This is a genomic window from Desulfovibrio sp. SGI.230 (assembly GCF_050313065.1).
Taxonomy (GTDB): domain Bacteria; phylum Desulfobacterota; class Desulfovibrionia; order Desulfovibrionales; family Desulfovibrionaceae; genus Desulfovibrio.
The window spans coordinates 37,154-52,316 of record NZ_JBNPKS010000005.1; the positions used below are offsets into that span (position 1 = coordinate 37,154).

Consider the following 15,163-nt stretch of genomic DNA (forward strand, 5'->3'; position numbering starts at 1 on the left):
GAAGTGCCTGCATCCCCCAAAGACGGTCCGAGCCCCTCACCGCAGCTGACAGGTGCGGTCGCGAGAATGCACCGCCCTTGCCTTGCGACCGGCTTTCCATAACAATATCGGTTTCCCCATCCTGACATCGCGGAGCCTGTCCATGAATTTCATCGCCGACCTGCACATCCATTCCCGCTTTTCCCGCGCCACCAGCAAACAGCTCTCGCCCCGGCATCTGGCTGCCTGGGCCCGCTGCAAGGGCATCAACGTGCTGGGCACCGGCGACTTCACCCATCCGCAATGGCGGGACGAGCTGCGCCAGCAGCTGGTACGCGACGAGGCCAGCGGCCTGTACCGCCTGTCCGGCCCGGCGGAGGAGCTGGACTTTTTGCAGGGGAAGACACCGCCGGATGCCGACGGGCCGCTCTTCCTGCTCCAGACCGAGATCAGCTCCATCTACAAGCGTCAGGGCAAGGTGCGCAAAGTCCACAACCTGATCTTCGTGCCCACGCTGGACGATGCCGACCGCCTTTCGCAGCGGCTGGAGCTGGTGGGCAACCTGCATTCCGACGGCCGTCCCATCCTGGGCCTGGACTCCCGCGACCTGCTGGAGATGACGCTGGATGTCTGCCCCGAGGCCGTGCTCATCCCGGCCCATGTCTGGACGCCGTGGTTCGCCCTGTTCGGCTCCAAGTCCGGTTTCGACCGGCTGGAGGACTGCTTCGACGACCTTTCCTCCCACATCTTCGCGCTGGAGACGGGCCTTTCCTCGGACCCGGGCATGAACCGCATGGTCAGCCAGCTGGACGGTTACGCGCTCATCTCCAATTCCGACGCCCACTCTGGGGCCAATCTGGGCCGCGAGGCCAACTTCTTTGCGGGCGCGCCCTCCTATGACGGCATCTTCGCCGCCCTGCGGGCCGCGGCCCGTCGCCTGCCGCCCGACCGGCAGCCCCAGGACTGCCGCTTCCTGGGCACCATGGAATTCTACCCCGAAGAGGGCAAATACCATCTGGACGGCCACCGGGCCTGCGGCGTGGTGCTGGAACCGCGCGAGGCCCTGGCCCTGGACAACATCTGCCCGGTCTGCGGCAAGCCCCTGACCATCGGCGTGCTGCACCGCGTCTGCGAGCTGGCCGACCGCGAAACGCCCGCCAGCCTGCTCCATGAGCCGGAGGCCCGGCCCCTGATCCCCCTGCCCGAGCTGGTGGGCGAGATCCTGGGCGTGGGCAGCGGCTCGCGCAAGGTGCAGGACAGGTACGCGGCCCTGCTGCGCGAGCTGGGGCCCGATCTGGACATCCTCTGCCGCATGGACGAGGAGCAGGTGCGCCGCCACTGGGAGCCGCTGGGCGAGGCCGTGGCCCGCATGCGCCGGGGCCAGGTCATCCGCAAGGGCGGCTATGACGGCGAATACGGCGTGGTGCGCGTCTTCAGCCCCGAAGAAGCCGCGGAATGGCAGGGGTCGACCCGCAGCCGCAGCCTGCTGGACGGTGCCGCGCCCCGCAAGCGCGGACGGCCCAAAAAGGGGGCGGACCCCGCCCCGCAGGCCCCGGAGCAGGAGACCGCCGCCACGGTGGCGGCCATCCGGGTGCGCCGCAAGAAGGACAGCGCCGCGCCTGCCGAAAGCGAACCCGAGCCCGCCACGCCCGACGGGCGCACGCTGGGCGGCTTTTCCCCGGCACAGGCCGAGGCCCTGACCGCCGGGCTGGAGACGGGCACGCCCGTGCTGGTGCTGGCCGGGCCCGGTGCGGGCAAGACGCGCGTGCTGGTGGGCCGTCTGCAATATCTGCTGGCCCATGACGTACCGGCCTCGCAGCTGCTGGCCGTGACCTTCACCCGACGCGCCGCGCAGGAGATGCGGCAACGCCTGCAGGCCCCGGCCGGAGACGGCGCTGTCCCCGCGGCCCTGCCCCGCTGCGATACCCTGCATGCCCTGGCCTGGAGCGTGGTGCAACGCGAGCTGCCCTCGGCGCTGCTCCTGCCCGAAGACGCGGCCAAGGCCCTGTTCGTGGATGCCGGGCACCCGGAGAGCCGCGAAGAACGGAAGACCCTGCGTCGCCTTTGGGAGCGTTTGCAGTGGTCTCGTGAACAGGGGCTGTCCGCCGACGAGCTCCCCGACGACCTGCGCGCCGCCGTGGCCGACTGGCAGGCCGCCCGTACCGTGCGCAGCCAGAGCCCGCTGCTGGATTACGCCGACCTGCTGGAATTCTTCCTTTTCCATCTGCGCGCCCGTCAGGGCGAGGACATCCGGCCCGATCTGGAGCACAGCCTGCTGCCGCCCGCCTGCCGGGCCCTGCTGGCTGCCGCCGTGACGGAACGGCACCATCCGGCCCAGACGTCTGCCCCTTCCCCCGCGACTTCCGCCGGGCCGGACACGACGCCCGAACATCATGAAGCCCCGCACAAAGGCCACGCCGTGCCGCGCCAGATGTCCCTGCTGGGCATGGTGGCCGCCACGGCAGCCCCCGCCCCGGTTCCTGCGCCCTCCCGCCGGGCTTCGGCCCTGCCCTGGCGGCATGTGCTGGTGGACGAGGTGCAGGACCTTTCCCCGGTGCAGCTGCGCCTGATCCGCGCCCTGTTGCCCGAGGACGGCAACGGCTTTTTCGGTATCGGCGACCCTGACCAGGCCATCTACGGCTTCCGTGGCGCCAGCGGCCAGAGCGAGGACAGCCTGCGCGCCCTCTGGCCCTCCCTGCGCGTCTGCCGTCTGGGCCAGAGCTACCGCGCCAGCCAAGGCGTGCTGGACATGGCCCAGAGCCTGCTGCAGGGCCGCGGGCATTGCGGGGCCCTGCAGGCCATGCGCCGGGAGCAGGCCCGCCTGCATCTTTTCTCCGCTCCCGACCAGCAGGCCGAGGCCCGCTGGATCGCGGGCCGCATCCGCCAGCTGCTGGGGGCCACGGCCCATACGCTCATGGACCAGATCGCGCAGGAAGACGAGCTGGCCGGGACCCTTTCTCCGGGCGACGTGGCCGTGCTGGTGCGCCTCAAGGCCCAGATACCGGTCATCCGCCGCGCGCTGGAGCAGGAGGGCATCCCCTGCGCCGCGCCCGCGCAGGAGGACTGCTGGCAAGATCCCCTTTGCGCCGCCGTGCTGCGTCTGGCCATCGCCCGCGGCCAGGGCGAGGCCCCTGTCCCTGTCAGCGACGACGCCGAGAGCGACGACCTGCTGCCCCTGCTGGAACAGGCGCTGGATCTGGCCCCGGACGCGCCCCTGCCCGATCCCCAGGCCCTGCAGGCCCGCCTTTCCGGGCACAGCCGCCTGCCCGCCCCGCTCTGGCAGGGCACGGCCTGGAAGCAGCTTTGCCGTGCATGGCAGGATTGCGGCCAGTGGGAGGCCCTTGTGCAGCAGCTGGGCCTGCAACATGAGGCGGAACTCATCCGCGCCCGCTCGGAACAGGTGCAGATCCTGACCCTGCACGCCTCCAAGGGTCTGGAATTCCAGGCCGTATTCCTGCCCGGACTGGAAGAGGGCCTGCTGCCCATGCGCCGGGATCTGCTGCTGGAAAACCCGGACGACGACATGTCGCCCGCCGCGCAGGCCGCCCGTCTGGAAGAAGAGCGCCGCCTGTTCTATGTGGGCCTGACCCGCGCCGCCCGCGCCCTGTATGTGAGCCACAGCGCCGGGCGCCGCCTCTTCGGCCGGGAACTGGCGCTGGAACCCTCCAGCTTCCTGCCGCTGGTGCGCGACTTCTGCCGCCAGAGTACCCTGGCCCGCCACACCAAGGCCGTGCGGGAACATCTGTCGCTGTTCTAGATGGAAAGGCTGTGTTGAGGGAGGGGGTCCCCCCTCCCTCAAACTCCCTCCCCCTTCCCCAGCGCGTGTCATTCGACAGTCATTCCCGCAGAACGATCCATCATCCTGTTTCCGTATGACCGTCATCCGTCCTGCCCTCACCGGGCAGGAAACAGCCGCCCTTGTCGCCCAACGGCGGGACCCGATGGAGCAGAGCAGCAAGCCTTGCGCGGTATCGTCCTTGCCGGACAACGACGGAGACCAGCCATGCCTCCAAAAGAAAAGTTTTAGGGAGGATGGGGGGAGTTTGAGGGGGGAAGGGAGACCCTTTTTCAAAAGGGGCCCCTTCCCCCCTCAAGCCGTCTCCATGCCATAAAAAACGGGCCGTTCCCCGCAGGGAACGGCCCGTTCGACATGTCAAAGGATGGCAACAAACTAGCTCGCGCCGCCGTCGCCCACCACGAAGGCGTGGGGGTACAGGGCACGCAGCACGCGCATCATCTCGTCGGCCTTGCGGGAGTCTTCCCACGGGCCCACCTGCACGTTCCAGAGGTTGTTGCTACCGAAGATCATGCGGCCCTTCTGGCCGCTGCGGGTAAGACGCTCGATGAGGCCCTGGGCGTTGTCCTTTTTGGAGAACGCGCCGATTTGGACGAAGAAGTTGCCGCGCACCACATCGCCGTCTTCCACCTGGGGCACGTCGCCCAGGCTCTGGATGCGCACCCGCGCCGTGCCCTTGCCGATAACGCCCAGCCGCTGGGCGGCTCCGCGCGAAAGGTCGATGACACGGTCGTCCACGAACGGCCCGCGATCATTGATGCGCAGGATGAGGGAACGGTGGTTCTCCAAATTGGTCACGCGCACTTCCGTGCCCAGGGGCAGGATCTTGTGCGCGGCGCTGATGTTGTACTGGTTGAAACGCTCGCCGCTGGCCGTCTTCTTGCCGTGGAAGCCGGGGCCGTACCAGGAGGCCACGCCCTCTTCCACGAAGCCGTGGGCCGACTTGAGCGGATAGTACGTCTTGCCGCGCACGGTATAGGGCTTGGAGCCCGGTACGCCGCCCTTGCGCCAGGAGGTGTCCCTGCTGCCGCAACCGGCCAGCAGCACGGCCGCCAGCAACAGGCAGGACAGGTTCACCAGCAGACGGGGGAAGGAAAACTGTCGCTCCGTCATCATCGTCCCTCTTCCTGCAGTTGTTCCAGCTGCCGCAACAGGGTCAGGCTCTCGGCATCCAGGCGCCCCATACGGGCGGCGCATTCCAGCATGCAGCGGGCCTCCTCGCTGCGACCGGCCTCCAGCAGGTCCCAGGCCGCCAGCATGTACAGGCGCTGGGGCCGGCTCCCGTACAGGGCGGAGAGCAGGTCGTCATACAGGTCGGCGAAGACCGCCCGGGCACGGGCCTCTTCCATGACCAGCCAGCGGGCCAGATGGGTGTTGTCCTCCTGCCCTTCCAGATAGCGCAGCAGCAGGAACAGACCATGCCGCAGCACATGCAGGATGCGCTGCAGCTCGCGCGCGGAGCTCTCGGCGGTCTGCTCGCCCAGCTGGCGCAAAGGATCGTAGAGCTCGGCCGTCACGCCCTGATGGCGTCCCAGCTGGGCCAGACGGTTGGCATAGTGCTGGCGCTGGAAGGCGTCCTCGCGCAGTTTGGCGCACTCGTGGAAGGCATAGCCCACGCACCAGTCGATGAGCGCCTCCACCGGCTGCTGGCTGACCAGGCCGTCGGGATGACGGCTGCCGGAATACTGCCAGAGCAGGATGGCGTCCTTATCCGGGGTCTGGGACTGGCTGTTGCGGAACAGGTGATGCGCCGTGTCCTTGAGGCGCCAGAACACGCCCTTGCGCATGGCCTCGCCCAGGAGGTCGCGGATGGACGAATAGGAAACGGCGCCTTCGTGATCGAAACGGCGGCGCTGCTCTTCCAGCCCCTCATAGACCTGGCAGTAGTCACGCACCAGGTCGCGCACTAAAAAGGCCTTGCGTTCCGGCGACCAGCGCCCGTTCACAGACCGGCCTCCTCCAGCAGGGCGCGGGCCACGGCCGCATCATAGAGCTTGAGGGGATCGGCATCGGCGTTGCGCTCCTCACGGTACAGGCGCGCCGCGTCTTCGATGACCTGCAGGTCCAGCCACTGGTGGCGGTCCCAGACCTCGGGATGGTCGGACTGCCAAAGGCGGAACTGCACGCCGCCGTCCTCACCGCGCCGCACGTACATGCGGGCCCTGTGGTCCGCGGCATTGGGGAAATAGTACAAACCACGCTCGTCTTTCATGCTTTTTTCCTTGCTGGGCCGCTCCCGGCGGCACTGTGAAATACTGCCCGAACCATAGCCGCTAATGTTTTTTTTGCCAAGGCGAGCACAGGGAGCGCTCCCGCACGGGACAGCGGAACGCTCTGCACAGGCTGCCCGGCAATGGACCGGTCCCGTGACTGCACCGTGTCTATCAGGGCGGCATAGCGTATATTTTTGGAGAAGTTGATATGACATTTTTTTCACATAGTTATCCGCACCATACAAACAACATGCCTGCGCAGCCCGCATTGTGTCTGTGCTGTGAAAAAGCGGTCAATCACAAGAAACAGCGGTTGTCATCGCCAAAGAAATACGCTAAAAGAAGCAGAACTGCATTGCAGCCCGCAGTGCCGGACGTCCAACAGCGTCTGCCGCTGCGCCTGCGATCCCCCGTCTGACTACGCCGGACAGGGAACAGCACCTGGGGCGGCACACATATGTGTGCAGGCCGCAAGACGAGGCCGCCCCGGCGGCGTTTTGTCGTGTGCGGTTCCGGGCTACTACGGCCCCAAGCGTCATGACGAAGGCACATCACGCGATGTGATACAACAAACCATGTGGAGGTATGGCAATGGCGAAACATGCAACCCCCCTGTTGGACCAGCTTGAAAGCGGCCCCTGGCCGAGCTTTGTGTCCGACATCAAACAGGAAGCCGCCGCCCGTGCGGCCAATCCGAAAGGGCTCGACTACCAGATTCCCGCTGATGCCCCTGAAGACCTGCTGGGCGTTCTGGAACTTTCCTACGAAGAAAAGGAAACCCACTGGAAGCACGGCGGTATCGTGGGCGTGTTCGGTTACGGTGGCGGCGTTATCGGCCGTTACTGCGACCAGCCCGAAAAATTCCCCGGCGTGGCCCACTTCCACACCATGCGTGTGGCCCAGCCCGCTGCCAAATACTACCACACCAAGTTCCTGCGTGACCTGTGCGACATCTGGGATCTGCGCGGTTCCGGTATGACCAACATGCACGGTTCCACCGGTGACATCGTGCTCCTGGGCACCCAGACCCCGCAGCTGGAAGAAATCTTCCACGACCTGACCCACAAGCTGAACGTCGACCTCGGTGGTTCCGGCTCCAACCTGCGTACCCCCGAAGCCTGCCTCGGTCAGTCCCGCTGCGAATATGCCTGCTACAACACCCAGGACATGTGCTACCAGCTGACCCAGGACTACCAGGACGAACTGCACCGTCCCGCCTTCCCCTACAAGTTCAAGTTCAAGTTCGACGGCTGCCCCAACGGCTGCGTGTGCGCCATGGCCCGTTCCGACTTCGCTGTGGTGGGTACCTGGAAGGACGACATCAAGATCGACCAGGATGCCGTGAAAGCCTACGTGGGCGGCGAATTCAAGCCCAACGCCGGTGCTCACGCCGGTCGTGACTGGGGCAAATTCGACATCCAGAAGGAAGTCATCGACCTCTGCCCCTCCAAGTGCATGAGCTGGGACGGCAACAAGCTGTCCATCAAGACCGCCGACTGCGTGCGCTGCATGCACTGCATCAACACCATGCCTCGCGCTCTGCACATCGGTGACGAACGCGGCGCCAGCATCCTCGTGGGTGCTAAGGCCCCCGTGGTGGACGGCGCCCAGATGGGTTCGCTGCTGGTGCCCTTCATCTCCTGTGAAGCTCCCTACGATGAAATCAAGGAAGTCATCGAAAAGATTTGGGACTGGTGGATGGAAGAAGGCAAGAACCGCGAACGCGTGGGCGAAACCATGAAGCGTCTTTCCTTCCAGAAGCTGCTCGAAGTCACCGACACCGAAGCCGCTCCTTACCACGTCACGGCTCCCCGCTCCAACCCGTACATCTTCTTCAAGGAAGAAGAAGTGCCCGGCGGCTGGACCCGCGACCTGGCTGAATTCCGCAAACGCCATCAACGCTAGTTTAAGGGGGAGAAGAACATGGCTTTTATTTCTTCCGGGTACAATCCCGCCAAACCGATGGAAGGCCGCATTACCGACATCGGCCCCCACAAGTACGACGAATACTTCCCGCCGGTCATCAAAAAGAATTTCGGCAAGTGGCTGTACCACGAAATTCTTGAGCCCGGCGTGCTGATGCACGTGGCCGAAGGTGGCGACAAGGTGTACACCGTCCGCGTGGGCGGCACCCGCACCATGTCCATCACCCACATCCGCGAACTGTGCGACATCGCCGACAAGTACTGCGGCGGTTACCTGCGCTGGACCACTCGTAACAACATCGAATTCATGGTGGAAGACGAAGAAACCATGAAGGCCCTGCGCGACGACCTGAACAGCCGCAAGTTCGACGGCGGTTCCTTCAAGTTCCCCGTGGGCGGCACCGGCGCTGGTATCAGCAACATGGTGCACACCCAGGGCTGGGTGCACTGCCACACCCCCGCCACCGACGCCTCCGGCCCGGTGAAGTGCGTGATGGACGCCATCTTTGATGACTTCAAGGACATGCGTCTGCCCGCTCCCGTGCGCATCGCCCTGGCCTGCTGCATCAACATGTGCGGCGCCGTGCACTGCTCCGACATCGGTCTGGTGGGTATCCACCGCAAACCGCCCATGATCGACCACGAATGGGCTGACCAGCTGTGCGAAATTCCTCTGGCCGTGGCCGCCTGCCCCACCGCTGCCGTTCGTCCCACCAAGGTTGAACACAACGGTCAGAAGGTGAACTCCATCGCCATCAAGGAAGACCGCTGCATGTACTGCGGTAACTGCTACACCATGTGCCCCGCCCTGCCCATCGCCGACCACGAAGGCGACGGTATCGCCATCATGGTGGGCGGCAAGGTGTCCAACCGCATCAGCATGCCCAAGTTCTCCAAGGTCGTCGTGGGTTACATCCCCAACGAACCTCCCCGTTGGCCCAGCCTGACCAAGACGGTGAAGCACATCGTCGAAGTCTACGCCGCCAACGCCAACAAGTACGAACGTCTGGGCGACTGGGCCGAGCGCATCGGTTGGGAAAGCTTCTTCAAGCTGACCGGCCTGCAGTTCACCCACCACCTGATCGACGACTTCCGCGATCCGGCTTACTACACCTGGCGTCAGAGCACCCAGTTCAAGTTCTAAGCCGAGCTTGAAAATACCCCGGCGGCGCTTTCCGGCGCCGCCGGGTTCAGGAGAAAAAAAATGGCTGACGAAAAAGACGTTGTTGTCGAGTTCCTGAAGAGCAAGTCCTCCTCCAAGTCCAAGTTCTACTTCAAGGACTTCACGGACCTGTTCCCCGAAAAGGGCCCCCGCGAAGTGAAGAAGATCCTCACCAAGCTGGTGAACGAAGAAGTTCTGGAATTCTGGTCTTCCGGCTCCACCACCATGTACGGCCTGAAGGGCGCTGGCAAGCAGGCCCACACCGAAGGCGAAGACTAGTCTTTTTGCCTTCGGCTTTTGAACGCCCCGACTGCAACGTCTGTGCGTTTACAAAGGCCATTGGAGCTTCGACTCCTTTCTCAAGAAACGCCACAACCTCTGTTGTGGCGTTTCTTGTTTTTGTCCTTGTAAAAATTTTCCGGGGCCTGCGGCATCTCCAGCTTCCGGCAGCGTCCTTCCATCCCCGCTACACCCTCCCTACCGGCGCCTGTAGCCCCTCAACGCGGCCGTGCGCAGAATCGGCCGCATCCCCCTCCCCACTCTTCTTTCCAGCCTTCCTTACGACCGTTCCGGCATCACACGCCCCTTCTGCAGCATATCCTTACCCAGTCCACCGGAGCACCGGCCGCCTTTTTTGCCGGGACAGTACGCCTTACGCCCGCTATCGGGCGGCGAAGCTCCGCCCGGACAGAGAGACTCGTCCCTCACCTCTGGCCATGAAGGAGCGCCCCCACGACCACGGGACGGTATCGTCGCCGCTCCAACTATTTTTCGTTGAAAAAGCCTGCCGTCACCAGTAGTCTGGGGCTGCGACATGCCCAAAAGAGCCTGCCCACCACTATTTGGCCGGGCGCAAAGAGCACGAGAGCGCCTTACCGCTCCCATCAGCTCTGGATACAGCAGCCATCAGACGGAGAGACCATGCACGACCACCATCCAGCTTTTCCCCGCACCGGAGCCACAGCGGACCTGCCTGCCGGACCCCCGGCCCCCGAACAGGACATGGGGCAGACCCGGGCCCTGCTTCTGGAGATGGCCCGCTGCCAGTCGCTGGACCAGATCTTCCGTCTGGTGGCGGAGACCTTCGCCGCCCGGCAGGACGTGGCCCTGTGCCGCATCTGGCTGCTGGAACAGACCGAGCCGAGCCTCTGCGCCAGCTGCCGCCATTTCTACGATTGCCGCGACCATCGCCAGTGCCTGCGGCTGGCGGCCAGCACCGGGCGTTCCCGCGTGGACGGGCATGCCTGGACCGCTCTGGATGGCGAGCACAGCCGTTTTTCCCTGGGGCTGGGCAAGGTGGGGCTCATCGCCCAGTCAGGCACCGCCTATCATGTGGATGCCGTCCGCCCGGATATGGACTGGGTGACCTCGCCCGACTGGATACGCCGGGAAGGCATCCGCACCTTCCTGGGCCAGCCGCTGGTGCACCGCGGCCGCGTGCTGGGGGTCTTCGCGGTCTTCAGCCGCGAAGTGCAGGATGCCCAGGCCATGGACCGCCTGCGCATGATCGCGGACTATCTGGCGGTCTCCATCGCCAATGCCCAGGCCTTTGAAGAGCTGACCCGCCTGAAGCGGCAGCTGGAGATCGAGAACGCCTACCTGAAGAACGATGCCCTTCCCCCGGCCGCCCTGGCGCTGACAGGGGACAGCCCCTGCATGCGCACGCTGAAGGAAAAGATCCGGCAGGTGGCTTGTACGGACGTGCCCGTCCTCATCACCGGCGAAGCCGGCAGCGGCAAGGAAGCCGTGGCCGCCGAGCTGCACCGGCAAAGTTTCGTGGCCGGCGGGCCGCTGGTGCGGGTCAACTGTGCCGCCATCGCGCCCGACAGCTTCGAAGACGAGTTCTTCGGCCATGCGGCCCGCATGGGCTTTCTGGAGGCCGCCTCGGGCGGGACGCTCTTCCTGGATACCGTGGACGAGCTCCCCCTGCCTCTGCAGGCCAGGCTCCTGCGCGTCCTGCAGGACAAGGAGTTCCACCGCGGCGGCGAGGACAGCGGACACCGGCTCAGCGTGCGCCTTGTGGCCGCCACCAGCCGCGACCTCTACGAGCTGGTGCGCGCGGGGCTTTTCCGCGAAGAGCTCTATTACCGCCTCAATGCCTTCCCCATCCGCATCGCTCCCCTGCGTGAGCGCCCGGAAGACATCCTGCCGCTGGCCCAGGCCTTTCTGGAACATGACCGGGCCCACCTGCAGCGGCCGGAACTGGCCTTTGCCGACGACGCTCCGGGACGCCTGCAGGCCTATGCCTGGCCCGGCAATGTCCGCGAACTGCAGGAATGCCTCCTGCGCGCGGCCGCAGGCAGCACGGACGGTCTCCTGCACCTGGAGGCCCTGCCGCCGTCCCCTCCCTCTGCCGCGCCCCGGCCCGTCCTGCCTGCCGACGACAACACCATCGTCTTTACCGAGGCGGAGATGCAGGCCCTGGAGCGGACCAATATCGCCAATGCCCTGCAACGGTGCCACGGCAAGATCTATGGTGAGGACGGGGCCGCGGCCCTGCTGGGCATCAGCCCCACCACGCTCTGCTCCCGCATCAAGAAGTTCGGCCTCCGCAAGCAGGACGCCTGATCCGGGCCGGAAGGCACGCCGCGCCGGGGAGCCCGGCCCGCGCCAGCCCTCACGGCCGCACGTCCTGCCATGCCCCACTCCAACACCGCAGGATGGCGGCGCATCTTCGCACGGTCCTGACCGTGCCGGAGCCCCGCGCCCTTTCCCCCTCCCCTTCTCAACGATTTTTCGTTAAAATAACACCACGAACATAAATTTTACTGTCTAAAAACGAAAATTCCTCTTTTTCTATTGCCAAGTGCAACGATTTTTTGTTACCAAGAAGCCATGCCGTGGCTGAAAAGGCCATCTTTACCCCCGAGGATGCGCCATTTTTCAGCATTTGGTAAAATATTCAACGATTTTTCGTTGAAATATGCACTCATGGAGGTATGGCAATGCCGAAACATGCGACTCCCCTGCTGGACCAGCTCGAAAGCGGCCCCTGGCCGAGCTTTGTGTCCGACATCAAACAGGAAGCCGCCGCCCGTGCGGCCAATCCCAAAGGACTCGACTATCAGATCCCCGCTGATGCCCCCGAAGACCTGCTGGGCGTCCTGGAACTTTCCTACGAAGAAAAGGAGACCCACTGGAAGCACGGCGGCATCGTGGGCGTGTTCGGTTACGGCGGCGGCGTCATCGGCCGTTACTGCGACCAGCCCGAAAAGTTCCCCGGCGTGGCCCACTTCCACACCATGCGTGTGGCCCAGCCCGCTGCCAAGTACTACAACACCAAATTCCTGCGCGACCTGTGCGACATCTGGGACCTGCGCGGTTCCGGCATCACCAACATGCACGGTTCCACCGGTGACATCGTGCTCCTGGGCACCCAGACCCCGCAGCTGGAAGAGATCTTCCACGATCTGACCCACAAGCTGCACAACGACCTCGGCGGTTCCGGCTCCAACCTGCGCACCCCAGAAGCCTGTCTCGGCCAGTCCCGCTGCGAATATGCCTGCTACAACACCCAGGACATGTGCTACCAGCTGACCCAGGACTACCAGGACGAACTGCACCGTCCCGCCTTCCCCTACAAGTTCAAGTTCAAGTTCGACGGCTGCCCCAACGGCTGCGTGTGCGCCATGGCCCGTTCCGACTTCGCTGTGGTGGGTACCTGGAAGGACGACATCAAGATCGACCAGGATGCCGTGAAAGCCTACGTGGGCGGCGAATTCAAGCCCAACGCCGGTGCTCACGCCGGTCGTGACTGGGGCAAGTTCGACATCCAGGCCGAAGTGGTGGACCGCTGCCCCTCCAAGTGCATGAGCTGGGACGGCAGCAAGCTGTCCATCAAGACCGCCGACTGCGTGCGCTGCATGCACTGCATCAACACCATGCCCCGCGCCCTGCACATCGGTGACGAACGCGGCGCCAGCATCCTGGTGGGCGCCAAGGCCCCCGTGGTGGACGGCGCCCAGATGGGTTCGCTGCTGGTGCCCTTCATCTCCTGTGAAGCGCCGTATACCGAGATCAAGGAAGTCATCGAAAAGATCTGGGACTGGTGGATGGAAGAAGGCAAGAACCGCGAACGCGTGGGCGAGACCATGAAGCGTCTTTCCTTCCAGAAGCTGCTCGAAGTCACCGACACCGAGGCCGCTCCGTACCACGTCACGGCTCCCCGCTCCAACCCGTACATCTTCTTCAAGGAAGAGGAAGTGCCCGGCGGCTGGAACCGCGACCTGGCCGAATTCCGCAAACGCCATCAACGCTAGTGTAAGGGAGAAAGACCATGGCTTTTATTTCTTCCGGCTACAATCCGGCCAAGCCCATGGAAGGGCGCATCACCGATATCGGTCCCCGCAAGTACGATGAGTTCTTCCCGCCGGTCATCAAAAAGAATTTCGGCAAGTGGCTGTACCACGAGATCCTCGAGCCCGGCGTGCTGATGCACGTGGCCGAGGGCGGCGACAAGGTGTACACCGTCCGCGTGGGCGGCACCCGCACCATGTCCATCACCCACATCCGCGAGCTGTGCGACATCGCCGACAAGTACTGCGGCGGCTACCTGCGCTGGACCACCCGCAGCAACATCGAGTTCATGGTGGAAGACGAAGACACCATGAAGGCCCTGCGCGACGAGCTCAACAGCCGCAAGTTCGACGGCGGCTCCTTCAAGTTCCCCGTGGGCGGCACCGGTGCCGGTGTCAGCAACATGGTGCACACCCAGGGCTGGGTGCACTGCCACACCCCCGCCACCGACGCTTCCGGCCCCGTGAAATGCGTCATGGACGCCATGTTCGAGGACTTCAAGAACATGCGCCTGCCCGCGCCCGTGCGCATCTCCCTGGCCTGCTGCATCAACATGTGCGGCGCCGTGCACTGCTCCGACATCGGCCTGGTGGGCATCCACCGCAAACCGCCCATGATCGACCACGAATGGGCCGACCAGCTGTGCGAGATCCCGCTGGCCGTGGCCGCCTGTCCCACCGCTGCCGTCCGTCCCACCAAGGTGGAACACAACGGTCAGAAGGTGAACTCCATCGCCATCAAGCAGGACCGCTGCATGTACTGCGGCAACTGCTACACCATGTGCCCCGCCCTGCCCATCGCCGACCACGAAGGCGACGGCATCGCCATCATGGTGGGCGGCAAGGTCTCCAACCGCATCAGCATGCCCAAGTTCTCCAAGGTGGTCGTGGGCTACATCCCCAACGAGCCGCCGCGCTGGCCCACCCTGACCAAGACGGTGAAGCACATCGTCGAAGTCTATGCCGCCAACGCCAACAAGTACGAACGTCTGGGCGACTGGGCCGAACGCATCGGCTGGGAAAGCTTCTTCAAGCTGACCGGCCTGAAGTTCACCCACCACCTGATCGACGACTTCCGCGACCCGGCGTACTACACCTGGCGCCAGAGCACCCAGTTCAAGTTCTAGGCCGGTCTTGAAAACGCCCCGGCGGCGCGCCGCAGTGTCGCCGGGGCCAGGAGAAAAAACATGGCTGACGAAAAAGACATCATCGTCGAATTCCTGAAGGGCAAGTCCGCTTCCAAGTCCAAATTCTACTTCAAGGACTTCACGGAGCTGTTCCCCGACAAGGGCCCCCGCGAAGTGAAGAAGATCCTCACCAAGCTGGTGAATGAGGAAGTGCTGGAATTCTGGTCTTCCGGTTCCACCACCATGTACGGCCTCAAGGGGGCCGGAAAGCAGGCCCACACCGAGGGCGAAGATTAAGCGACTGCCGGGCGGTCGTGCCTCCCGCACCGGCAACAGTCCGTCCCCACGCAGTCGGGACCGCAACGGACGCAAATATCATACGGTATGCCGCCAAATACCGTTCAGGAGCATGTGCTCTGCCTTACCCCACAGAAATGCCGCGAGCCATCGCGGCATTTCCGTTTTCCGCACGGATGCAACGCCTGTCCGGCGAAGGCAAGGGGCCCTGCCCCGCGTATCGTCCCCGGCGGTCTGCGGCGACAGCGCCCCCGGTGTTTCCCGTCCCGCTTTCCGGCGGCGGCAGGGATGGGCAAGGGCCTGCGCCAGTCCCTCCGCCTCCTGCCTGCGCCCGGGCAGCGCTTTTGTACTTGCCGGTCACCGGGCTGA

General features: G+C 64.6%; 11 protein-coding genes. 8 read left to right on the plus strand and 3 right to left on the minus strand.

What is annotated here, in order from left to right; all coding sequences use genetic code 11:
* The first annotated feature begins 142 nt into the window (after nucleotides 1-142).
* Nucleotides 143-3,736, plus strand: a complete 3,594-nt coding sequence (locus ACQRAG_RS06375; protein ID WP_427803800.1) for a UvrD-helicase domain-containing protein — start codon at nucleotides 143-145, stop codon at nucleotides 3,734-3,736.
* A gap of 414 nt (nucleotides 3,737-4,150) precedes the next feature.
* On the opposite strand, the gene ACQRAG_RS06380 is transcribed toward ACQRAG_RS06375, so the two are convergent.
* From ACQRAG_RS06380 to ACQRAG_RS06390, 3 genes are read right to left on the minus strand one after another with little or no spacing between them, the layout of a single operon-like run.
* Complete coding sequence (locus ACQRAG_RS06380; RefSeq protein WP_239465126.1) at nucleotides 4,151-4,891, minus strand: septal ring lytic transglycosylase RlpA family protein; 741 nt, start codon at nucleotides 4,889-4,891, stop codon at nucleotides 4,151-4,153.
* Complete coding sequence (locus ACQRAG_RS06385; protein WP_006007091.1) at nucleotides 4,888-5,721, minus strand: hypothetical protein; 834 nt, start codon at nucleotides 5,719-5,721, stop codon at nucleotides 4,888-4,890. The genes ACQRAG_RS06380 and ACQRAG_RS06385 overlap by 4 nt, the downstream gene beginning before the upstream one ends.
* Nucleotides 5,718-5,987, minus strand: coding sequence for a hypothetical protein (locus ACQRAG_RS06390; protein WP_168935309.1), 270 nt, complete (start codon nucleotides 5,985-5,987; stop codon nucleotides 5,718-5,720). The genes ACQRAG_RS06385 and ACQRAG_RS06390 overlap by 4 nt, the downstream gene beginning before the upstream one ends.
* A 592-nt stretch (nucleotides 5,988-6,579) precedes the next feature.
* Here ACQRAG_RS06390 and dsrA (ACQRAG_RS06395) point away from each other — a divergent pair.
* From dsrA (ACQRAG_RS06395) to ACQRAG_RS06425, 7 genes are all read left to right on the plus strand, one after another.
* Entirely contained in the window at nucleotides 6,580-7,893 is a 1,314-nt protein-coding gene (gene dsrA / locus ACQRAG_RS06395) for a dissimilatory-type sulfite reductase subunit alpha (protein WP_289615891.1), read from the plus strand.
* 18 nt (nucleotides 7,894-7,911) lie between these two features.
* Entirely contained in the window at nucleotides 7,912-9,057 is a 1,146-nt protein-coding gene (dsrB, locus tag ACQRAG_RS06400) for a dissimilatory-type sulfite reductase subunit beta (protein ID WP_168935311.1), read from the plus strand.
* A gap of 60 nt (nucleotides 9,058-9,117) precedes the next feature.
* Nucleotides 9,118-9,354, plus strand: a complete 237-nt coding sequence (locus tag ACQRAG_RS06405) for a dissimilatory sulfite reductase D family protein (RefSeq protein WP_168935312.1) — start codon at nucleotides 9,118-9,120, stop codon at nucleotides 9,352-9,354.
* Nucleotides 9,355-9,996: 642 nt separating this feature from the next.
* Nucleotides 9,997-11,643 (plus strand): sigma 54-interacting transcriptional regulator, encoded by a 1,647-nt coding sequence (locus tag ACQRAG_RS06410; protein WP_427803801.1) that lies wholly within the window; start codon nucleotides 9,997-9,999, stop codon nucleotides 11,641-11,643.
* Between the two features lie 377 nt (nucleotides 11,644-12,020).
* Nucleotides 12,021-13,334 carry a dissimilatory-type sulfite reductase subunit alpha gene (dsrA, locus tag ACQRAG_RS06415; RefSeq protein WP_204674657.1) on the plus strand — a complete coding sequence of 438 codons (1,314 nt, stop codon included), beginning with the start codon at nucleotides 12,021-12,023 and terminating at the stop codon, nucleotides 13,332-13,334.
* 17 nt (nucleotides 13,335-13,351) lie between these two features.
* Nucleotides 13,352-14,497, plus strand: coding sequence for a dissimilatory-type sulfite reductase subunit beta (gene dsrB, locus ACQRAG_RS06420; protein WP_168935315.1), 1,146 nt, complete (start codon nucleotides 13,352-13,354; stop codon nucleotides 14,495-14,497).
* A 60-nt stretch (nucleotides 14,498-14,557) separates the two neighbouring features.
* The gene (locus tag ACQRAG_RS06425; RefSeq protein WP_006007064.1) at nucleotides 14,558-14,794 is read left to right on the plus strand and encodes a dissimilatory sulfite reductase D family protein; all 237 of its coding nucleotides are present in this window, start codon (nucleotides 14,558-14,560) and stop codon (nucleotides 14,792-14,794) included.
* Nucleotides 14,795-15,163 lie beyond the last annotated feature (369 nt).